This is a genomic window from Burkholderia sola (genome assembly GCF_905400185.1).
Lineage (GTDB): Bacteria > Pseudomonadota > Gammaproteobacteria > Burkholderiales > Burkholderiaceae > Burkholderia > Burkholderia sola.
In genome coordinates this window covers 3008666-3030219 of record NZ_FR989675.1, presented here as the reverse complement: position 1 = coordinate 3030219, position 21554 = coordinate 3008666, and the positions used below count along the sequence as shown (strand labels likewise).

The 21554-nt window shown below is 68.1% G+C and carries 20 protein-coding genes; 8 read left to right on the top strand and 12 right to left on the bottom strand.

The features are described 5' to 3' along the window. Positions 1-68: 68 nt before the first annotated feature. The 4 genes from iolG to KR541_RS13975 all read right to left on the bottom strand — a co-directional run bounded on the left by iolG (position 69) and on the right by KR541_RS13975 (position 4181). Positions 69-1055: an inositol 2-dehydrogenase gene (iolG, locus tag KR541_RS13990; RefSeq protein WP_050014627.1), complete on the bottom strand. Its 987-nt coding sequence runs from the start codon at positions 1053-1055 to the stop codon at positions 69-71. Between the two features lie 38 nt (positions 1056-1093). After that, positions 1094-1921 carry a TIM barrel protein gene (locus KR541_RS13985; RefSeq protein WP_050014625.1) on the bottom strand — a complete coding sequence of 276 codons (828 nt, stop codon included), beginning with the start codon at positions 1919-1921 and terminating at the stop codon, positions 1094-1096. Continuing rightward, positions 1918-2973, bottom strand: a complete 1056-nt coding sequence (locus KR541_RS13980; RefSeq protein WP_089488798.1) for a xylose isomerase — start codon at positions 2971-2973, stop codon at positions 1918-1920. Before KR541_RS13980 ends, KR541_RS13985 begins: the two co-directional genes overlap by 4 nt. 143 nt (positions 2974-3116) lie before the next feature. After that, complete coding sequence (locus KR541_RS13975) at positions 3117-4181, bottom strand: LacI family DNA-binding transcriptional regulator (RefSeq protein ID WP_089488933.1); 1065 nt, start codon at positions 4179-4181, stop codon at positions 3117-3119. A gap of 173 nt (positions 4182-4354) precedes the next feature. Between KR541_RS13975 and KR541_RS13970 the strand changes: the two genes are divergently transcribed. Genes KR541_RS13970 through KR541_RS13960 form a run of 3 tightly spaced genes read left to right on the top strand, consistent with a single transcriptional unit; the run spans position 4355 to position 7035 of the window. Further along, the gene (locus KR541_RS13970; RefSeq protein ID WP_216089589.1) at positions 4355-5437 is read left to right on the top strand and encodes a fatty acid desaturase family protein; all 1083 of its coding nucleotides are present in this window, start codon (positions 4355-4357) and stop codon (positions 5435-5437) included. Between the two features lie 34 nt (positions 5438-5471). Further along, positions 5472-5780 carry a non-heme iron oxygenase ferredoxin subunit gene (locus tag KR541_RS13965; RefSeq protein WP_011546150.1) on the top strand — a complete coding sequence of 103 codons (309 nt, stop codon included), beginning with the start codon at positions 5472-5474 and terminating at the stop codon, positions 5778-5780. Positions 5781-5784: 4 nt separating this feature from the next. After that, positions 5785-7035 carry an NAD(P)/FAD-dependent oxidoreductase gene (locus KR541_RS13960; protein WP_124631530.1) on the top strand — a complete coding sequence of 417 codons (1251 nt, stop codon included), beginning with the start codon at positions 5785-5787 and terminating at the stop codon, positions 7033-7035. 60 nt (positions 7036-7095) lie between these two features. On the opposite strand, the gene KR541_RS13955 is transcribed toward KR541_RS13960, so the two are convergent. The 3 genes from KR541_RS13955 to glpD all read right to left on the bottom strand — a co-directional run bounded on the left by KR541_RS13955 (position 7096) and on the right by glpD (position 11030). Further along, positions 7096-7812, bottom strand: coding sequence for an MIP/aquaporin family protein (locus KR541_RS13955; protein WP_050014615.1), 717 nt, complete (start codon positions 7810-7812; stop codon positions 7096-7098). An 80-nt stretch (positions 7813-7892) separates the two neighbouring features. Continuing rightward, positions 7893-9395 (bottom strand): glycerol kinase GlpK, encoded by a 1503-nt coding sequence (gene glpK, locus KR541_RS13950; RefSeq protein ID WP_050014613.1) that lies wholly within the window; start codon positions 9393-9395, stop codon positions 7893-7895. Positions 9396-9506: 111 nt separating this feature from the next. Continuing rightward, complete coding sequence (gene glpD / locus KR541_RS13945) at positions 9507-11030, bottom strand: glycerol-3-phosphate dehydrogenase (protein WP_050014611.1); 1524 nt, start codon at positions 11028-11030, stop codon at positions 9507-9509. Between the two features lie 162 nt (positions 11031-11192). Between glpD and KR541_RS13940 the strand changes: the two genes are divergently transcribed. Further along, positions 11193-11561: a hypothetical protein gene (locus KR541_RS13940; protein WP_050014610.1), complete on the top strand. Its 369-nt coding sequence runs from the start codon at positions 11193-11195 to the stop codon at positions 11559-11561. Positions 11562-11652: 91 nt separating this feature from the next. Here the strand turns inward: KR541_RS13940 and KR541_RS13935 are convergent, their stop codons facing one another. Further along, positions 11653-11850: a hypothetical protein gene (locus KR541_RS13935; RefSeq protein ID WP_050014609.1), complete on the bottom strand. Its 198-nt coding sequence runs from the start codon at positions 11848-11850 to the stop codon at positions 11653-11655. A gap of 300 nt (positions 11851-12150) precedes the next feature. After that, positions 12151-12930 (bottom strand): DeoR/GlpR family DNA-binding transcription regulator, encoded by a 780-nt coding sequence (locus KR541_RS13930; protein WP_034208319.1) that lies wholly within the window; start codon positions 12928-12930, stop codon positions 12151-12153. A 211-nt stretch (positions 12931-13141) separates the two neighbouring features. On the opposite strand from KR541_RS13930, the gene KR541_RS13925 reads away from it, so the two are divergent. The 3 genes from KR541_RS13925 to KR541_RS13915 all read left to right on the top strand — a co-directional run bounded on the left by KR541_RS13925 (position 13142) and on the right by KR541_RS13915 (position 16513). Then, positions 13142-14782 carry a gamma-glutamyltransferase family protein gene (locus KR541_RS13925; RefSeq protein ID WP_050014607.1) on the top strand — a complete coding sequence of 547 codons (1641 nt, stop codon included), beginning with the start codon at positions 13142-13144 and terminating at the stop codon, positions 14780-14782. A 326-nt stretch (positions 14783-15108) separates the two neighbouring features. Next, a complete protein-coding gene (locus KR541_RS13920; protein ID WP_050014606.1) occupies positions 15109-15936 on the top strand; it encodes a ferritin-like domain-containing protein in 828 nt (275 codons plus the stop codon). 70 nt (positions 15937-16006) lie between these two features. Next, the gene (locus KR541_RS13915) at positions 16007-16513 is read left to right on the top strand and encodes a hypothetical protein (protein WP_050014605.1); all 507 of its coding nucleotides are present in this window, start codon (positions 16007-16009) and stop codon (positions 16511-16513) included. Here KR541_RS13915 and KR541_RS13910 read toward each other — a convergent pair. The 3 genes from KR541_RS13910 to KR541_RS13900 form a co-directional block, all read right to left on the bottom strand. Next, a complete protein-coding gene (locus KR541_RS13910) occupies positions 16507-17952 on the bottom strand; it encodes a DEAD/DEAH box helicase (RefSeq protein WP_050014604.1) in 1446 nt (481 codons plus the stop codon). The genes KR541_RS13915 and KR541_RS13910 overlap by 7 nt on opposite strands. A 137-nt stretch (positions 17953-18089) precedes the next feature. Further along, a complete protein-coding gene (locus KR541_RS13905) occupies positions 18090-19388 on the bottom strand; it encodes a c-type cytochrome (protein ID WP_050014602.1) in 1299 nt (432 codons plus the stop codon). Positions 19389-19407: 19 nt separating this feature from the next. Then, on the bottom strand, positions 19408-20172 hold the full coding sequence (locus KR541_RS13900; protein WP_050014600.1) for a c-type cytochrome: 765 nt from the start codon (positions 20170-20172) through the stop codon (positions 19408-19410). Positions 20173-20562: 390 nt separating this feature from the next. Here KR541_RS13900 and KR541_RS13895 point away from each other — a divergent pair, with 390 nt between their 5' ends. Beyond that, positions 20563-21495, top strand: a complete 933-nt coding sequence (locus KR541_RS13895) for a CopD family protein (protein ID WP_089488793.1) — start codon at positions 20563-20565, stop codon at positions 21493-21495. Positions 21496-21554 lie beyond the last annotated feature (59 nt).

Sequence of the window (21554 nt, the reverse complement as noted above, 5' to 3'; positions counted from 1 at the left end):
CGTGCCGGAGTGCCGCCGGCCATGCGGCAGCGGCGACCCGTTTGCGCGGGTCGCCGCCGTTCACGGCGTCACAGCGCGATCACGCGCCCCGTTTTCCACGACGCCATCGCGGCTTCGGCCAGTTCGAGCGCGGCGAGCCCGTCGTCGATCGTCGTCCGGACCGGCGCGCCGTCGCGCAGCGCGTCGACGAAGTGCGCGATCTCGGCCGCATATGCGTGCCGGTAGCGTTCGAGGAAGAACGGCTCCGGCACGTCCGTCGCGATGCCGCCCGCGAGCCATGCACTCACCTCGGTCGGCCGCACGTTGCCGGCCTGCAGCATTCCGTGGCTGCCGAGCAGCTCGAAGCGCTGGTCGTAGCCGTAGGCCGCACGCCGCGACGTGTTGATCTGGCACAGCAACCCGCGCCGCGTGCGGATCGTCACCGCGGTCGAATCGATGTCGCCGGCGTCGTGCACGGCCGGATCGGTCAGGCAGCTGCCCGTCGCATGCAGCGTCTGCGCTTCGTCGCCGAGGATCCAGCGGAACACGTCGAAGTCGTGGATCAGCATGTCCTTGAAAATGCCACCCGAGCGGCGGATGTAATCGGCCGGCGGCGCGCCCGGATCGCGGCTCGTGACGACCAGCATTTCCGGCGCGCCGATCTCGCCGCGCTCGACGCGCGCCTTCAGCGCCGCGAAGGTCGGGTCGAAGCGGCGCTGGAAGCCGATCATGCAGGTCACGCCGGCGCGCCGCACGACGTCCGCGCACGCACGCGAGCGTTCGACGGTGAGGTCGACCGGCTTCTCGCAGAACACCGCCTTGCCGGCGTTCGCGGCGGCGACGATGAGGTCCGCGTGCGTGTCGGTGCTCGACGCGATCACGACCGCCTTTACCGACGCGTCGCCGAGCGCGCGCTCGATGTCGGCGACCTGCGCGCCGTGCGTGCCGGCGAGCGCTTGCGCCGACGGCGCGTGCCGGTCGATCACGTATTTCAGTTTCGCGCCCGGCTGGCGCGCGAGATTCGCCGCGTGGATCTTGCCGATGCGGCCCGCGCCGAACAAAGCGAATTCGATCATTCCGTTCTCCCGTGGATTGTGTCGTCTTGCCGATGCGCTCAGCGATCCGCCAGTTCGCCGCGCACGTAGTCGATGCTCGCCCGCAACCGGTCTTCGATGTCGTCGGCTTCGGCGATCTCGCTCGCGAACGGCTCGAACGACAGCGCACCGCTGTAGCCGCGCGCGAGCAGTTCGCGCAGTTGCCGGATGTTGCCGAGCCGGTCCGCGCCGCCGACCAGCACGCGGTGGCCGTCGCGCATCCGGTCGACCGGCAGCTCGGCCTCCTCGACGCCCGAGATGTGCACGAGGCCCGTCAGGTTCGGGAAGACGATGTCCTCGCCGGCGAGGTGATGGTGGAACGTGTCGTGCACGAGCCGGAACACCGGCTCGCCCGCTGCCGCGTAGATGCCCTTCACCGCGTCCGATTTGCGGCGCAGCGCGCATTCCTCGAAGCCGAGCGGCTCGATGAAGCCGAGCAGGCCGCGGGCCGCGAGGATCGGCTTCAACGCCTTCAGCGCCGTCACGAGATCCGCGTGGCGGGCGTCCGCGCCGCGCGTGTCGGCGCGGCTGTTGGTCGGGCACAGCACCAGCGCACGCGCGCCGCATTGCGCCGCGTAGTCGGCCAGCACGGTCGCTTCGTCCGCGCGCTCGGCGTTCCATTGCTCGAAGCGCTGCAGCGCGTTGATCGTCTGGATCGTCACGCCGCCGGCTTCGGCCGTCGCGCGGACGGCGGCGGCCGGCGTGCCGTCGGCGAGCTCGACGCCGTCGAGATCGTTGCGGATCTCGATCGTGTCGACGCCGAGGCGCCGGCACAGCGCGACGTAGCGGTCGAGCGGCAAGCGCGGCGCGCTCATCCGGTTCAGCGAAAAGTGGAGGGCGTGCTTCATCGTTCTGTCCTTGAGGCGTGAGTGGTGCAGGGTTCGGATTCGGTGCCGGCTCGCGCGGCGAGTGTGTGCCACGTATCGCGCAGCCATTGCGCACACGCGACGTTGTTGTCGAAGATCGAATAGCGTGCGCCGCCGCCGTAGTCGGGAAACGGGATGAACTCGCAACTGATCTGTTCGAGCCGTGCCGGCTGCACGTGAGCGTGAACCTGCATCTGCGCCTGCAGCAACTGGCGCAGCGCGGCCTTCCACGTGTCGAGCGCGTCCACGCGCCATTCGCCGTGATACGCGCCCGGCGCGGGTGCGACGAACGGGTACTGGATGCCACGGCCGGGCTTGCCATCCGCGCGGCGCATCCAGCGGTTGTCGGGGTTGTTCGGGCTCACGCTGCGCGCATGCGCATGCCGGACCCAGCCGCGCGCGATCCAGTCCGCGTAGATCGCGGTGGGCGACGCCGGGTCGAGCATCGCGCGGCCGCCGTCGACCGGTTCGCGCAGGCCCGCTGCGTCGAGCTCGGCGCGGTTGCCGATCTTGAACAGCAGATGCGAATGATCGAGCGTGATCCGGAACGGCGCGCCGGCCTGCTCGACGTGCCGCGCGACGCGCGCCACGCGCGCGAAATCCTCGCTCCACATGTCGACGTGCACTTCGAGGCTCGGCAGGCAGCCGACCGGCTCGCCCCATGCATAGGCGCGCAGGTAGAAATCGGCGACTTCGCGATCCGACAGCCGATGGCCGTCCGCATGATGCGCGAACAGCTGGCCGTTGAGCACCGTGCTGCCGAAGCGTGCGCCCGCCGCGACGATCTCGGCGATATGCGCTTCGTCGCGGCCCGCGCACCAGATGCCGCCGATCACGCGAATCGGCAGCGCGTGGCGATCGACCAGCGCGAAATACGGCGACAGGTCCTCGCCGCGCGCCGGATTCTTTTCGATGTAATCGAACACGCCGGCAGCGGCGACCTTCCGGAAGCGCTCGGCGGGCGTGGGCGGCGGCAGCCCGTCGTGTTCGAGCACGCCGTCGAGGTTCACGCCGATGAGGATCGGTTCAGCCATCGTCTCCTGTCCGTTGTCGTCCGTCGATGGCTGTCCAATGTACGGATGCGCGGCGCGGGCCGCATGACAAACGTTGACGAAAAATCGCCAATGCCGCGGTCGATTTTTTCGCCGTGCGCAGACGGTGCGTCGCACGGCGCGATTCACGCCTGCAGGTATGCGCTCGTCCTCACGTTCGCCAGGCAGAACACGCGGAATTCGACGGGGTCGTCCGGCGGCGACTGTTCGACGATGCCGCACGCATGCAGCACGTGCTGCAGCGCGGAAATCGCCTGTCCGTCCGGATCCTGGTCGATCGCGAGATCCATCGCGCCGGCTTCGATGAAGGTGCGGTGCAGGTCGATCATCTCGTGGCCGATCCACACGACGCGTCCGAGCGCGCCGGCCTTGCGCAGCGCCGCTTCGATGCCGGTCGACCCGGCGCCGCTGTTGTAGATCGCGACCACGTCGTCGTGCGTGTGCAGCGCCTTCGTCACCGCTCGGTAGCAACGATCGTCCTGGTCGAGCGTCTCGACCGGCGCGTCGTCGCAGCGGATGGCGGCGAACGCGTCGGCGAGCTGGTCGCGGCAGCCGGCCATCCGGTCGGCGTGCGCGCGGTAGCCCATGCGCCCGCCGAGCAGCAGCACGCGGCCGGGGCGTGCCGCGAGGCGGCCGATGTAGTAGCCGGCCGTGCGTCCCGCGCGGTAGTTGTCGATGCCGGCGAAGTGCGCGCGTTCGATGCCGCCGATGTCGGTGACCATCGTGACGACGGTCTCGCCACGCGCGATCGCGCCGGCCAGCGCATCTCGCATGCGGGCCGTGTCGTGCGCGGTGACGATCAGCGCCGCGCGCCGGTACGCGGGCCGCTCGATCAGCGCGGCGGCGCGCGCGTCGTCGGCGGCGGGCAGGATCGTCCGGTGCACGACCACGCGCCGGTCGAGCATTTGCAGCGAACGCTGCAGCGCCTGCTGCAATCGTCGGAAGAACGGCGCGTCGGTGTCGGGCAGCAGCACGTCGACGTGGATCAGCCCGTGCCGCGTGTCGGGCAGCTGGCGCGGTACGCCGAGCTGGCGAGCGGCCGCCACCACGCGTTCGCGCGCCTGCGCGGAGACGCTGCCGCGCTCGTTCAGCACGCGATCGACGGTCGTCGTGCTGACGCCGGCGAGCACCGCGATCTCGTCGAAGCGTGCGGTGCGCTTGCGCCAGCGCGGCCCGGATTCACCTGCCATGGTCGTCTCCATCGTGAGGGTCGCCATCGACCGCGTGGCGTTGTCGGGAACGCTAAAGCGATGGCGAAATTTCGTCAACGTTTCGATTGAGGCGGGGCGACCGGTCGCCTAATTTCGGTCTTATGCGAAGCGTTTGCCGCGCTTCCCGCGCACAAGACCCCCAGGAGACAGACGTGGCCCATACCGACGACCCGGCACGCGAACGCACGGCGGCGCGCCGTCAGGCATACCGAATGATTGGCGGCGCCGGCGATCGCGCGGCGGCCGCCGGGCTCGTCAACGCCGCGTGGTACCGATGCGCGGTGCCGCGACCTCTGATGAAGCAACTGATGCAGCGCGGCGATGCGCGTGCGATCCGCGACACGCTGATCTGGTACGCGGCGATTGCGCTCAGCGGCGCGCTCGCATGGCTGGCGTGGCGCGCGCATTCGGCGTGGGCGATTCCCGCGTTCTTCTTGTACGGCACGCTGTACTGCAGCCCGGCCGATTCGCGCTGGCACGAATGCGGGCACGGCACCGCGTTCCGCACGCGCTGGATGAACGACGCGCTGTACCAGATCGCGTCGTTCCAGGTGTTCCGCCGCGCGACCGCCTGGCGCTGGAGCCATGCGCGCCATCACACCGATACGCTGGTCGTCGGGCGCGACCCGGAAATCGCCGCGCCGAAGCCGACCGACTGGCTCGCGCTCGCGCTGAACGTCGTCGCGCTGAAGCACGTGGCCGGCGAGCTGCGCAAGATGATCGCGGTGTCGTTCACGGGCCGGCTCGACGACGAGGAGCGCACCTACGTGCCCGAATCGGAATGGCCGAAGGTCGTGCGCGAGTCGCGCATCCATCTCGCGATCTACGCGCTCGTGACGGGCGCCGCGGTCTACTGGCGCACGATCCTGCCGCTGCTCTACATCGGGCTGCCGAGCCTCTACGGCGCGTGGCTGTACCTGTACTTCGGCCTCACGCAGCACGCCGGCATGCCCGAGAACGTGCTCGATCACCGGCGCAACTGCCGGACCGTGATGATGAATCCGGTGTTTCGCTTCCTGTACTGGAACATGAACTATCACGTCGAGCACCACATGTTCCCGATGGTGCCGTTCCATGCGCTGCCGAAGCTGCACGACGCCGTGAAGGCCGACATGCCGCCGCCGTACCGCAGCACGCTGGCCGCATATGCGGAGATCGTGCCGGCGCTGATCCGGCAGACGCGCGATCCGTCCGATTACGTCGTGCGGCCGGTGCCGGATGCCACGCGTGCATGACCGCTATCGAACCTGCCAACGAAGGAGACACACCATGACGCAATGGATCGACACCGGCGCGCTCGACGACATCGACGACGAAGATGTCGCGCGCTTCGATCATGCTGGCCGCACGTACGCGATCTACCGGATCGACGGCGAGGTGTATGCGAGCGACGGCCTGTGCACGCACGAGCAGGTGCATCTCGCGGACGGGCTCGTGATGGATCACGTGATCGAATGCCCGAAGCACAACGGCCGCTTCGACGTGCGCGACGGCCGGCCGCTGTCGGCGCCCGCGTGCGAGAAGCTGCGCACGTACCGCGCGAAGATCGAAGACGGCCGCATCCTGATCGAGGTATGACGCGATGATGAGCGACCGGGTGATGGCGATCGTCGGCGCGGGCCATGCGGGCGGCCGCGCGGCGCAGGTGTTGCGCGCGTGCGGCTGGCGCGGGCGCATCGTGCTGATCGGCGCGGAGCCGCATCCGCCGTACGAGCGGCCGCCGTTGTCGAAGGGCGTGCTGACGGGCGAGCGCAGCGCGGCGCAATGCCGGTTGCGCGAGGCGCAAGCCTGGGCGGCCGATCGCATCGAGCGGGTCGTCGCGACCGTCGAGCGCATCGATCCGGATGCACGCGAAGTGCGCGTGTCCGGCGGGCACGTGTTCGGCTACGACGCGCTGCTGCTGGCCACCGGCGGCCGTGCGCGCCGCCTGGCCATCCCCGGCGCGGCGCTCGACGGCGTAGTCGCGTTGCGCACGCTCGACGATGCGGCCGCGCTCGGCGCGCGGCTCGTGCCCGACGCGCGGATCGTGTTGATCGGCGGCGGCTTCATCGGTCTCGAAGTCGCGGCGTCGGCGCGACGGCGCGGCTGCCGCGTGACCGTGCTCGATGCGGCGCCGCGGCTGCTCGGTCGCGCGGTGCCGGAAGCCATTGCGACGCGCGTGCATGCGCTGCACGACGAGCAGGGCGTGGCGATTCGTCTGAACCGGACACCGATTGCGATCGAGCGAACCGCGGGCGGGGCGCTGGCCGTCGTGCTCGACGACGGCGACACGCTGCTCGCCGACACGGTCGTGGCCGGCATCGGCATCGAACCGGCCGACGAACTGGCGCGCGACGCGGGCCTCGCGGTCGAGCGCGGAATCGTCGTGAACGCGCGGCTCGAGACGTCGGCGCGCGGCATCTACGCGGCCGGCGACGTCGCGGTGTTTCCGAGCGCGTTATCGGGATTGCCGATTCGACAGGAGACGTGGCACGGCGCCGATACGCAGGCGCACGTCGCCGCCCGCAACATGCTCGGCGCGAACGAACCGTATCGCGACATACCGTGGTTCTGGTCCGATCAATACGATGCGCAGTTGCAGGTGGCCGGGGAGCCGGCGCTCGGCACGCAGTCGGTCGCGCGCGTGCTCGGCGACGACGCGGAAATTCATTTCCATTTCGATGCGGGCGCACGGCTCGTCGCGGCCAGCGGTTTCGGCCGTGCAGCGGGATTCGTGAAGGAAATGCGCGTCGCGAGGATGCTGGTCGAACGCGGGATCGACGTGACGCCGGCCGCGGTCGCGGACGTCGCGGTGAAGCTGAAATCGCTGATGGCGGCCGTGAATGACCGGTAGACGAAAAGAAGGGAGTGAAGCGCGCGGCAGCGCACGCCGCGCGCTTCGTCCACACCGCGATCAGGCCATCGCGTGCAGGCGCAGATACAGGCCGGCCGCCGCGGCGCCGCCGAGCAGCGGGCCGATTACCGGCACCCACGCATAGCGCCAGTCGCTGTCGCGCTTGCCCGGGATCGGCAGCAGCGCATGCATGATGCGCGGCGACAGGTCGCGCGCGGGGCTCATCGCATAGCCGGTCGGGCCGCCGAGCGAGATGCCGATGCCGAGCACCAGCAGGCCGACGGGCAGCGCGTCGAGCGCGCCGAGGCCGACTTGCGGCGACGCGAGATACAGCACGCCGAGAATCAGCACGAACGTGCAGATCGCTTCGGTCAGCACGTTGTGTGTGGTGCTGCGGATCGCCGGCGCCGTGCAGAACACCGCGAGCTTCAGGTCCGCATCGGCTTCCTTCGCGAAGTGCTGGCGATACGCGAGCCACACGAGCAGCGCGCCCGCCATCCCGCCGAGCATCTGCGCGAGCACGTAGCCGCCGACTTTCGACCATGCGAACTTGCCCGCGAGCGCGAGGCTGATCGTGACGATCGGATTCAGGTGCGCGCCGCTGAACGACGCGGTCACGTAGACCGCGACGAATACCGCCATCGCCCAGCCCATCACGATCACGATCAGGTCCGCGCCTTTGCCCTTGGTCTTTGCCAGCAGCACGTTTGCGACCGCGCCGTTGCCGAGCAGCACGAGGATCGCGGTGCCGATGAATTCTGCAATATAAGGTGACATGATTGTCTCTCGAAATCACGGCGGACTCGCGCGCTGCGCGGTCCGCCGATGTTGTTGTATGTCGTTTGAAGTCGTTCGGATTACTGGGTGTCGTCGGCCCATGCCTTCGCGGCGCGTACCGCGCGCTGCCAGCCGGCCATGCGCTGTTCGACCTGCTCCTTCGGCATCGACGGTGCGAAGCGGCGATCGAGCTGCCACTGGTCGCGCACTTCATCGAGGTTCTTCCAGTAGCCGATCGCGAGGCCCGCGAGATAGGCCGCGCCGAGCGCGGTCGTCTCGGTGATTTGCGGGCGCACCGCGTCGACGCCGAGCAGGTCGGCCTGGAACTGCATCAGCAGGTCGTTCGCGCTCGCGCCGCCGTCCACCCGCAGCTCGCCGATGCTGATGCCCGAGTCGGCTTCCATCGCGGCCAGCACGTCGAGCGACTGGTACGCGATCGCATCGAGCGCCGCGCGCGCGAGGTGCGCGGCGGTCGTGCCGCGCGTGACGCCGAACACCGAGCCGCGCGCCCGCGCGTTCCAGTGCGGCGCGCCGAGGCCGGCGAACGCGGGCACGAGGTAGACGCCGTCGGTATGCGGCACGCTCGCGGCGAGCGCTTCGATTTCGGCGGCCGTCTTGATGAGGCCGACGCCGTCGCGCAGCCACTGCACGACCGCACCCGCGATGAAGATGCTGCCTTCGAGCGCGTACTGCACGTCGTCGCCGATCTGCCACGCGATCGTCGTGACGAGGTTGTTCTTCGACTCGATCGGCTTGTCGCCGGTGTTCATCATCAGGAAGCAGCCGGTGCCGTAGGTGTTCTTCACCATGCCCGACGTCGTGCACATCTGGCCGAATAGCGCCGCGTGCTGGTCGCCGGCGATACCCGCGAGCGGGATCTTCGACGCGAACACGGTGGTCTTCGTGTGGCCGTAGATCTCCGACGACGCCTTCACTTCCGGCAGCATGCTGCGCGGAATGTCGAGCAGTTCGAGCAGTTCGCTGTCCCACTCGCGCGTGTGGATGTTGAACAGCATCGTGCGCGACGCGTTGGTCACGTCGGTCACGTGCAGCTCGTGCTTCGTGAAGTTCCACACGAGCCAGCTGTCGACGGTGCCGAACGCGAGCTTGCCTTGGCGCGCCTTGTCGCGCGCGCCCGGCACGTTGTCGAGGATCCAGCGGATCTTCGTCGCGGAGAAGTATGAGTCGATCGGCAGGCCGGTCTTCGCGCGCACCTTTGCTTCGAGCCCTTGCTTCTTCAGCGAGTCGCAGAAGTCGGCAGTGCGGCGATCCTGCCAGACGATCGCGTTGTAGACGGGCTGGCCCGTCTCGCGATCCCAGACGATCGTCGTCTCGCGCTGGTTCGTGATGCCGATCGCGGCGATCGACGTGCCGTTCAGGCCCGTGCGCGTGACGGCTTCTGCGGCGACGCCGGCTTGCGTCGACCAGATTTCCTGCGGGTCGTGCTCGACCCAGCCGGGTTGCGGGTAAATCTGTTCGAATTCCTTCTGGGCGATCGATACGATGTTGCCCTGGCGATCGAACAGCATCGCGCGGGAACTCGTGGTGCCCTGGTCAAGCGCGAGGATGTACTGGTCCTGCATGTCTCTCATCTCCATCCGTGGATTGGCTTAGTTGTGATGCGCGCCGCATGTGGGCGGCGCGTCGGTGAATCAACGTCGGTCAGGCAACGGCAACTGCAATGTGCATTCGAATCAGGCGTGCGGTGCATGCGCGGCGGCGAACCACGCGTCGACCGCGGCGGTCACGGCGTCCAGCGTGCCGGGCGCGACGTGCAGGCCCAGCTTCGAGCGGCGCCACAGCACGTCCTGTGCGCAGGTCGCCCATTCGGCGTCGCGCAGATAGCGCAGTTCGGCGTCGTGGATGCCCGGTGCGATTTCGGCGCCGAGGTCGGCGAGCGAGGTCGCGCCGTCGACCACGCGCTCCGCACGCGTGCCGTACGCACGTGCATAGCGGCGTGCGAGCGCGGCGGGCAGCCACGGATGGCGTTTCGCGAACGCACTGGCGAACCCGTCGAACTTCGCGTCGGCGATATCGCCGCCCGGCAACGCGACGCCGGCCGTCCAGGTCTTCGCGTCGCGGCCGAGCGCGCGGCACAGCATGTCGCCGGCTTCTTCCGCGAGCTTGCGGAACGTCGTGATCTTGCCGCCGAACACCGACAGCAGCGGGGCGCCCGCGCCGTCGTCGAGTTCGAGGCGATAGTCGCGCGTGACGGCCGACGCGTTCGCCGCGTTCTCGTCTTCCAGCAGCGGGCGCACGCCCGAATAGGTCCAGTGCACGTCGGCCGGCGAGATCTTGCGCTTGAAGTAGCGGTTGATCGAATCGCACAGATATTGCGTCTCGTCGCGATCGATCGCGACCTTCGCGGGATCGTTCGTGTATTCGACGTCGGTCGTGCCGATCAGCGTGAAGTCGTGCTCGTACGGAATCGCGAAGATGATCCGCTTGTCCGGATTCTGGAAGATGTACGCGTGATCGTGATCGAACAGGCGGCGCGTGATGATGTGGCTGCCCTTCACGAGCCGCACGCTGTGATGCGCGCCGCGGCCGAGCGCGCCGTGCAGCACGTCGCCGACCCACGGGCCGGCCGCGTTCGCGATCGCGCGCGCCTGCACGACGCGGATCGAACCGTCGGCGTGCTGGAGCCGCGCTTCCCATTCGTCGCCGCGGCGTTCGGCGGACACGAGCTTCGTGCGCGTGAGGATCTCGGCGCCGCGCTCCTTCGCATCCATCGCGTTCAGCACGACGAGGCGGGCATCGTCGACCCAGCCGTCGGAATACACGAAGCCGCGCTTGATCGAGTCGATCAGCGGCGCGCCGGCCGCATGGCGGCGCATGTCGATGCCGCGCGAGCCGGGCAGCAGTTCGCGTTTCGCGAGGTGATCGTAGAGGAACAGGCCGATGCGGATCAGCCAGGCCGGGCGCAGGTTCGGCATGTGCGGCATTACGAAGCGCAGCGGCCACATGATGTGCGGCGCCGCGCGCAGCAGCGTTTCGCGCTCCTGCAACGCCTTGCGCACCAGTCCGAACTCGTTGTACTCGAGGTAACGCAGGCCGCCGTGAATCAGCTTCGTGCTGGACGACGACGTATGCGACGCGAGGTCGTCCTGCTCGCAGAGCATGACCGACAGGCCGCGGCCGGCCGCATCGCGCGCGATCCCCGCGCCGTTGATGCCGCCGCCGACGACGAGCAGATCGTAGCGATTCGGTTGGGTCACCTGCTGTCCTTATCGTCTGTTGAAATAGGGCGAACATGAAATGTTCGAATTCGAAATTTAACGAACGAAATCGAAAAAGTAAAGTTCGATAAAGCGGGGCCAGTAGCGCGCGACACGATCCCGGACGATACTGGCGAAATCGACCGTTTCGCGAGGTGAATCATGCGTATTGGGATGTGGGCCGGCGTGTGCGCCATCCTTCTGGCGGGGTGCAGCGCGGGTACGCCGCCGCTCGCCGGCAACTGGCGGGCGCCGTCGTTCGTCGACCTGCAGACGTCGTGCGGCGGCGCCGTGCGCGACTGGGGCGCGGACGCGCAGCCGGTCTATTCGACGCTGTACGACGCGTACGTCGCGAAACGGTATCGCGGGCTGACCGAAGCGAACTATTGTGCGTTCGTAAACGAACTTTCGACCCACTATGTGGCGCCTGACGCGGCGGCGCGCGCGGGCTGGATCGCGTATTTCAACGGAGCGCGCGCGCAGGCCATCAGCTGGCGGGCGGCGGTCGATCCGACGCTGCGCGGCGGTTGAAGCCGGCGGCGACGAACGGGCCGGGAGGCGGAAACGACCGCGCGGCCGGATGCCGGCCGCGCGATCAGGTCAAGGTCGGGAACAGCGGGGCTTACGAATAGCGGTACTTGACGGATCGCAGCGTGGCGTCGCCGGTCTCGGTCACGCAGTATCTGCGCCCCGAGCCGAGCCCTTCCAGGCGGACGAGCTGTTGTTCGAGCAGGATGTCCAGTTCATCCCGATCCATGTCGCGCTGATCAGGCGCGTCCTTCACAAGCAAGAGCGTGGCGAATTCATGCGGACTCAGCATCGTTCTCTCCATGGCAATCGGACTGCCCGCGCGGCCGGCGCATACGCCGACGCGCGATACCCCGCGGGGTATGGCTTGGGGGGAAAGCTGTATTCGCCGGCCCTGCAGTTCGCACCGCCCTGGCACAGGCGGATCGGCGAACGGGCCGGGGAACTGGAGTCTAGTCGAGCGCACACGCAACGACAAATCGTGCCCCGTTAATTTTCCGTTTGACAGAAGGGCATGCCGCAAGCGGTTCGTGCGCGGCGCCAACTTCTTGATTTCACTTGAAGTTTCAGGTGCGGTGCAGCATCGCAACCGTCATTCCGCGACGTACACCTGGGTGCCGGCGGCGGCCACCGTATCGGCCATGTCGGGCGGCAGCGGCTTGTCGGTGAAGAGCGCGTGCACCTGGCTCAGATGGCCCTGGCGCACGAGCGCCGGGCGGCCGACCTTCGAATGATCGGTGACGAGGTACACCGTGCGTGCATGCTGCATGATCGCCTCGGCGACGCGCACCTCGCGCGTGTCGAAATCGCGCAGCGTGCCGTCGGCCTCGATCGCCGACGTGCCGATGATCGCGTAGTCGACCTTGAACTGCCGGATGAAGTCGATCGCGAGTTCGCCCACGATGCCCTTGTCCCACGGCCGCACGATGCCGCCCGTGATCAGCACCTCGCAGTCGGGGTAGCCGCTCATCATCGACGCGACGTTCAGGTTGTTCGTGATCACGTGCAGCCCGTGATGGCGGTTCAGCGCGCGCGCGACTTCCTCGGTCGTCGTGCCGAGGTTGATGAACAGCGACGCCTGGTCGGGGATGTGCGACGCCGCGAGCGCCGCGATGCGCCGCTTCTCGTCGTGGAACATCCGCTGGCGCGCGGTGTACGACACGTTCTCCGAGCTGGTCGGCAGGCTCGCGCCACCGTGATAGCGGCGCAGCAGGTTCAGGTCGGCAAGCCAGTTCACGTCGCGGCGGATCGTCTGCGGCGTGACCGCGAAGTGCGCGGCGAGATCGTCGACGGTCACGAAGCCGTCGCGCTGCACCCATTCGAGCAATTCCTGCTGGCGCGCGTTGAGGGTGAGGCGGGGATCTCGGGTCATGGCTCGATGGTCGTGTCGTGAGACGGAGCGGGTATTGTAAGGGCGGCAACGGCGTTCGGCCGGCCTGCCGGACATCGGCGCGCATGATTCATGCGGAAATGGCATGGATTCATGTGACAAATGAATTTGTGCGATCGCGCCGATCGCGCTGCAATGGCGGATTGCCCGTTCGCACGGGCCCGTTCATTCAGCTTTCGACGAGGTGGTCTCGATGAGTGGCTTCAACTGGCACAACCCGTATCCGTCGACCCGTATTCCGGTGTTCGCGCGCAACGTCGTGTCGACGTCGCATCCGCTGGCCGCGCAGGCCGGGCTGCGGATGCTGTGGAAGGGCGGCAACGCGGTCGACGCGGCGCTGGCCGCGGCCGCCGCGATCACGGTCGTCGAGCCCGTATCGTGCGGGCTCGGCGGCGATGCGTTCGCGCTCGTATGGGATGGCGACCGACTGTCGGGGCTCAACGCATCGGGCGTCGCGCCGGCCGCATGGAACGTCGACTACTTCCGCAAGCGTCACGGCGAGGACGCGCGCGGCAACGCGAACAAGCCGACCCGCGGCTGGGACACCGTCACCGTGCCGGGCGTGATCGCGGGCTGGGAAGCGCTGCACGCGAAGTTCGGTTCACTGCCGTTCGCGGACCTGCTCGAGCCGGCGATCGAGATCGCGGAGCGCGGCTTTTCGGTGCCGCCGATCGTCGCGCACAAGTGGGCGGCGGCCGTCCCCGAACTGCAGGGCCTGCCCGGTTTCGCGGACACCTTCATGCCGCGCGGCCGCGCGCCGCTCGTCGGCGAACGCGTGTGCCTGCCCCGTCATGCGCAGACGCTGCGCACGCTCGCGAAGGACGGCGCGCGGGCGTTCTACGAAGGCGCGCTCGCCGAGCGTATCGCCGCGTTCGCGCGCGAAGGCGGCGGCGCGCTGACCGCAGCCGACCTGCGCGCGTACCGGCCGGAATGGGTCGAGCCGATCGGCAAGCGCTTCGGCCGTCACACGATTCACGAGATCCCGCCGAACGGGCAGGGCATCGCCGCGCTGATCGCGCTCGGCATCGCCGAGCAGGCGGGCGTGACCGAGTGCCCGGTCGACTCGGTCGATTCGCAGCATCTGCAGATCGAGGCGATGAAGCTGGCGTTCGCCGACGTCTATCGCTACGTCGCCGATCCGCGCGCGATGGACGTCACGCCCGAACAGATGCTCGACGATGCGTATCTCGCCGAACGCGCGAAGCTGATCGATCGCGCGCGTGCGACGCACTTCGCCGCCGGCCGTCCGCATTCGGGCGGCACGATCTACCTGTCGGCGGCCGACGAGCGCGGGATGATGGTGAGCTTCATCCAGTCGAACTACATGGGCTTCGGCTCGGGGCTCGTCGTGCCCGGCGCCGGCATTGCGCTGCAGAACCGCGGGCACGGCTTCTCGATGGACCCGGCTTCGCCGAACGTCGTCGGGGGCGGCAAGCGGCCGTTCCACACGATCATCCCGGCGTTCGTTACCGAGGAAGCCAATGGCCGCACCGAGGCCGTGATGAGCTTCGGCGTGATGGGCGGCGACATGCAGCCTCAGGGCCATCTGCAGACCGTCGTGCGGATGCTCGGCTATGGCCAGCAGCCGCAGGCCGCGTGTTGCGCGCCGCGCTGGAAGGTCAATCGCGACTTCACGCTCGACGTCGAGGCGACGATGAACCGCGCGACGGTCGACGCGCTGGCCGCCCGCGGCCATACGATCCAGTCGATCGACGATCCTTACATGGATTTCGGTTCGGGGCAGTTCGTGTGGCGCCTCGATCCCGACGATCCCGAGCGCGGCTACGTGGCCGCGAGCGACAGCCGGCGCGACGGGCTCGCGGCCGGTTTCTGACGGATCGCTTCCGGCTTTCTTTGCAGTTGTCCAGCATTACGGGCGGCCCGGTGGCCGCCCGTTTCGTTTGATGCGGCGGATCTCGTCGACCGCGCGCAAGCGGTTTGAAGGACTTGTCTAACGAACGGCAACAGACGCCGTGGAACTGCGCGTGTCGGGTATGGTCAGTGCTCTGGAGCACGAACTTCAAAGTCCGGCTAAGATGCCAGGATGGTTCGGCCGGACCGACTCACTATAAACGCAAGTAAAACGCCGCCTGCGGATCGGCTGGCGCCTGTGCCCCAGGCATGGGCCGGCCTCCGCGCGACGACTGGGAGCGCACTACCATGGACACCAAAACGACGCATGTGATGCCGTGGCGTATCGAGGACATCGACCTGAACCGGATCGATCGTCAGCGTGCCGCCGCGAACGAGGATCTGCTACTGCTGCTGTGCGCGTCGTCGTTCATCGAAAGCGGCTCGGATCTCTATACGAGCAATCTGAGCGAATTCTTCAATGACGATCCGGAAGTCTCCGCATGGCTCAACAATGCATGGGAGCCCGAAGAATTGCAGCACGGCCGCGCGCTGAAGGCGTATATCGCGCACGTGTGGCCCGAGTTCGACTGGGATACGGCCTTCGCGAATTTCTTCGCCGAGTATTCGAAGACGTGCTCGGTCGAGGCATTCGAAAAAACCCGCGCGCTCGAAATGGTCGCGCGCTGCGTCGTCGAGACGGGCACGGCCACGCTCTATCGCGCGATCAACGAATGCTCGGACGAGCCGGTGCTGAAGGAAATCACCGACAACATCCGCACGGACGAAGTGCGTCACTACAAGCACTTCTTCAAGTTCTTCAAGAAGTACAACCAGGTCGAAGGCAACGGCCGGCTCGCGGTGCTCGGTGCGCTTGCGCGCCGCGTGATGGAAATCAAGAACGAGGATTCCGAGATCGCGCTGCGCCACGTGTTCGCGGTCCGCTATCCGGACCGCGTCGGCGACAGCCAGTACAACCGCGAGCGCGCCGCGCGCATCAATTCGCTGGTCCGGCGCAACCTGTCGGCCGACATGTGCGTGAAGATGCTGCTCAAGCCGCTCGACCTGCCCGCGAAGATCCAGCCGGGCGTCCACTATCCGCTCACGAAGATCACGCGGCACGTTTTCCTGCGCTGATCGCCGCGGGGCGGCCCGTCGCGCGTATGCTGGCGCATCCTCATCCGATCCGCAGCCGGGCCACGCCATCATGACCGATACCCATCGCCACGCACTCGAACAATGGACGTTCGATGCGTGGCCGTCCGCCGTCGTGTCGCTGTTCGACGGCACCGCGCTCGAGCGTCACGCCGACGTCGCAGCGTCGCTGATCGTCGCGACCGACGACGGCCAGTTGCGCACGACGCTGCTCGGCGTCGGCGAAATCTACGCACACGATGCGCGCACGCTGCTGATCGCGCTCTGGCCGCAGTCGCGGGCGGCGCGCGCGATCGCGCAACGGCGCACGGCCGCGTTGACGCTGGTCGCGGACGGCGCGTTTTTTCAGGCGCAACTGGAGATGAGGCCGCTCGAAGGGGACTTCGGCGGACTGGCCGGATTCGCTGCGACGATCGCGCACGGCGATGCGCAGCGGGTCGGCTATGCGCGTCTCGCGACAGGCGTCACGTTCACGCTGGAAGGGGAGCGCGCCGCGGTGCTCGCACGCTGGCAACGCCAGATCGAGCACCTGCGGCGCGCGGCCGCGCGGCTTCAGTGACCGCGCTGGCCGCTGCGCGACGAACGGTTGCGGTTCGGATGCGCGGCGTTGCCGCTTGCCGGGCGGGCGCCGTTGGCGCCGCCTGCCGGACGTCCGCCGCTATTGCCAGCGGCGCCGCCTTGCGTGCGCGGCTTCGCGGTCTTCTGCTGCGATGCCTTCGGTTGCGCGTTGCCGTCGCGTTTCGCGGCCGGCTGGCCTGAGCCGCCGGCACGCGGCTGGCGATTGCCGCCGCCACCGCCGCCGCCGCGCGGTTGCTGCTGGCCGCGGCGTTGCTGGATCGGCTCCGGCTTCGCGTTCGGATCGGGTTCGAAGCCCGCGATCACTTCCTGCGGGATCTCGCGCTTGATCAGCCGCTCGATGTCGCGCAGCAGTTGCTTCTCGTCGACGCACACGAGCGACACGGCTTCGCCGGTCGCGCCCGCGCGGCCCGTGCGGCCGATCCGGTGCACGTAATCCTCGGGCACGTTCGGCAGGTCGAAGTTGACGACGTGCGGCAACTGGTCGATGTCGATCCCGCGCGCGGCGATATCGGTCGCGACGAGCACCTGCAGCGTGCTGTTCTTGAACTCGGCCAGCGCGCGCGTACGCGCCGACTGGCTCTTGTTGCCGTGGATCGCCATCGCGCTGATGCCGTCCTTCGTCAGTTGCTCGGCGAGCCGGTTGGCGCCGTGCTTGGTGCGCGTGAACACGAGCACCTGGAACCAGTTGTGTTCGCGGATCAGGTGCGTGAGCAGCTCGCGCTTGCGGTCGCGGTCGACCGGGTGGATCTTCTGCGCGACGCTCTCGGCGGTCGTGTTGCGGCGGGCGACCTCGATCAGCGCGGGCGAATCGAGCAGGCTGTCGGCGAGCGCCTTGATTTCATCGGAGAAGGTGGCCGAGAACAGCAGGTTCTGGCGTTGCGGCGGCAGCTTCGCGAGCACGCGCTTGATGTCGTGGATGAAGCCCATGTCGAGCATCCGGTCGGCTTCGTCGAGCACGAGGATGTCGAGATCCGACAGGTCGATGGTCTTCTGCTGCATGTGGTCGAGCAGGCGCCCCGGCGTCGCGACGACGATGTCGACGCCGCGCTTGAGCGCATCGATCTGCGGATTGATGCTGACGCCGCCGAACATCACGGTCGAGCGCAGCTTCAGGTACTTGCTGTACGCGCGCACGCTTTCCTCGACCTGGGCGGCGAGTTCGCGCGTCGGCGTGAGGATCAGCGCGCGCACCGCACGCTTCGCGCCACGGTGCTCCGCGTAGAACGTATGCAGGCGTTGCAGGATCGGCAGCGTGAAGCCGGCGGTCTTGCCGGTGCCGGTTTGTGCGCCGGCGAGCAGGTCGCCGCCGCCGAGGACGGCCGGGATCGCCTGCTGCTGGATCGGGGTCGGCGACGTGTAGCCGAGCTCGTTGACCGCCTTGACCAGCGGTTCGGCCAGGCCGAGAGATTCGAAAGACATAGATACCACTCTTGAGTTTTATGATCGGCGATGCATCGCGCGGCCCGCGCGGCAAACCTGCATCGCAAAACAGCCAAAAAGCAAAAGGGCGCGGCCGCGGTTTCCCGCAGCCGCGCCCCGTTTGTGTGAGCCGCTTCTTAGTCGAGCGGCGCGGAACGCAGGTCGCTCACCTGTTGCGGCGAGATCGGCGTACCGTTGTTACCCCAAGACATCCGGATATACGTGACGACCGCCGCGACTTCCTGGTTCGACAGCGACTGCGCGAACGGCGGCATCCCGTACGGACGCGGATTCTTGAACGTGCTCGGCGGGTAGCCGCCATTCAGCACCATGCGGATCGGGTTGACGGCCGATTCCATCATGATCGAGTGGTTACCCGCGAGCGGCGGATAGGCCGGCGGCTTGCCCGCGCCGTTTTCGGCGTGGCAGGTCGCGCAGTTGTCCGCGTAGATCTTCTTGCCCTGGTCGAACAGCGCGTTGCCGAACTGCTTCGACGGCTCGTACTGCATGTTCTTCGGCGCTTCGGCTTTCTGCGGGATCGACTTCAGGTACGTCGACATCGCGCGCGTATCTTCGTCGGTCATGTACTGCAGGCTGTTGTGGACCACGTCCGCCATCGGGCCGAACACTGCGCCCTTCTGCGACACGCCGGCCTGCAGCAGGTCGGACAGCTCCTGCACGTGCCAGTCGCCGAGGCCGAGCTCCTTGTCGTTCGTCAGCGACGGCGCATACCAGTTCTGCAGCGGGATCAGGCCGCCGGCGAACGCCGACGAGCTCACCGGGCCGCCCATCATGTTGATCGACGTGTGGCACATCGAGCAGTGGCCGAGGCCTTCGACGAGATACGCGCCGCGGTTCCATTCGACCGACTTCGTCGGATCCGGCTTGTATTCGCCTTCCTTGAAGAACAGCGTGCGCCAGCCGATCAGCAGGTTGCGGTTGTTGAACGGGAACTTCAGTTCGTGCGGACGGCTCGGCACCGACACCGGCGCGACCGAACGCAGGTACGCGTAGATCGCGTCCGAATCGGCGCGCGTGACCTTCGTGTAGCTCGCGAACGGGAAGCCCGGGTACAGCAGGCTGCCGTCCTTCGAGCGACCGGTGTGCATCGCGCGGTAGAAGTCGTCCGACGTCCATTTGCCGATACCGTTCTGGTCGTCCGGCGTGATGTTCGGCGTGTACATCGTGCCGAACGGCGTCGCCATCGGCAGGCCGCCCGCGAAGGACTTGCCGCCGCGCACGGTGTGGCACGCGATACAGTCGCCGACGCGCGCGAGGTATTCGCCCTTCTTGATCAGCGCGGCCTGGTCGGCCGGCGTGGCCGCGACGGCGGCAGCGCCGTGCAGCGTGTCGTTGCCCGGCCACAGGACCGGCACGAGGGCGGCAGCCGCGACGATCGCGACGGCCGAGAGTGCAAACAGGGACTTGCGTTTCATTGTGTCTGTCTCCCTTGCCTTATTGCGGTTCGCTGCCGCAGGCGAGCGGAGTCTTCATCGAACGCGCCGGGGCCGGCACGGGGTTGGCGGGCGCCGGTTGCGCGGCGAGCCACGCGGTCACGGCCGTCACGTCTTCGTCGGAAAGCTTCGCGGCGATGTCGTGCATGCAATCGGGCGCCTTCGCGTGGCGGTTGCCCGAGCGCCATGCGCCGAGCTGCGCGCTCAGGTAATCGGCGTGCAGGCCGACGAGGCCCGGGATCGCCGGCTGCATGCCGGTCAGCCCTGCGCCGTGGCAGGCCACGCAGGCCGGCAGCTTGCGGGACGGGTCGCCCTGCGTGACGAGCTGCTTGCCGCGTGCGAGCGTCGCGGCCGGCAGCGTCGGCTTCGCCGGCGTCGGGTACGGCGGACGTTCGGCCGAGAAGTGCTCGGCGATTTCCTTCAGGTAATCGTCGTTCAGGTACGTCAGCAGATAGTTCATCGGCGGGTACTTGCGCCGGCCGTCACGGAAGTTGACGAGCTGGTTGTACAGGTACTCGGCCGGCTTGCCGGCAAGACGCGGGAAGTAGTCGTTGTCCGTGCCCTGGCCGTGAACGCCGTGGCATGCAGTACAGCCGCGCACGCGCTCGGCCATGGTATCGGGTGCCTTGAGCGGCGCCTGCTGGGCGTGCGCTTGCTCCGTGGGCTTGGTCTGCGCTTGGGCAGCGCTCATAAGGCCCGCGCCGCCGATCATCAGAACGGCGAGCAGCGGACGGAAGAGGCGTCTTGAAGACACACGAGACTCCATGTTTATTCGTCGGGGACCTTGTCCGGGCTACGATCGGCTCGGCGCATGGACGGCAGGACAGCCGGGCTGCTGCGACGCGGCATTCTATCATCGATGGGTAATGACGGCTATTTGGCAAAAGGACATCGGTTCCTGTCCGTTTGCGACTTGCGACAATTTGACGCGCATTGTGCCGGGGGCATGTGAACCGGCGTGCGTTTTCCCCATCGAAGACCGTACACTCGCGGGTCGCGCGGCGCCGCCTCCGCCGCAGGTCCAGTCATTTCTCCCGTTTCCGGATTCATCGATGACGTTTTCTACCGTGCCGTTGCCTGCCTCCCGCTGTCCGTCCCGCTGTCCGTCCCGGTGCCGCCGCACTGCCGGCCTGCCGCTTGCGGGAGGGGGCGCGCGATGAAGTTCGACAGCTTGTGGATCGGTCAGGTCGCGCTCGCGGCGCTGATGGATGCGGCGTTCGCGATGGCGGTCGGCTCGGCGCTGCTCAAGGCGTGGCTCGGCAAGGACGGTGCGCGGCCGGTCATCGCGCCGTCGCACCCCGCCTGGCTGCGCGCGCAACATTCGCTGGTCGCGGCGGCGCTGGCGCTGGTGCTCGCCGATCTCGGCTGGCTCGTCTACGAGGCCGCGACGATGAGCGGCGCGGGGCTCGGCGGCGCGTTCGCCGCGATTCCCGTCATGCTGATGCAAACGCATACGGGCTTCGCGTGGAGCGTCGCGTTCGCCGGCGCGCTGCTGCTCGCGGTCGTCGCGCTCGCGAAGCCGGACGGCCCGGTCGCGCATGCAGTGCTGTGGCTCGCGGTGATCGTGGTCGCGGCCGGCAAGGCGTCGCTCGGCCATGCGGCCGACAGCGGCGTGCTGTCCGCGGCGGTCGGCGTGCAGACGCTGCACCTGCTGGCCACCGCCGTATGGGGCGGCCTCGTGCTCGCGGGCGGGCTCGCGGTGTTGCCGGCGCTCGGGACGTCGGTCGCGCGCGGCGCGCTGATCCGCATCGGCCAGCACCTGTCGCGCACGTCGATCGTCGCGGTCGTCTTCGTGCTCGGCACCGGCGTGCTCAACGCGATCCGCGGGCTCGGCGGCTCGCTCGCGCCGCTCGACGGCAGCACGTGGGGGCGCGTGTTGCTGCTGAAGTTGCTGCTCGTCGCGCTCGCGCTCGTGCTTGGCGGGCTCAACCGCTTCTCGGCGCTGCCGCGCCTGCGCCGCACCGCGTCGACCGAGGACGCGTACACGTTCCGCAACATCCTGCATCTCGAAGGGATGACGATGATCGGCGTGTTCGTGGCGGCGGCCGTGCTGTCGTTCAGCGTGCCGGGATTCGCGGCGCTCGGCTGACGGCCGAACGGCGCAGGGCGCAGGGCGCTGGCGCGCGCCGCTGGCGTGGCGCGGATGCA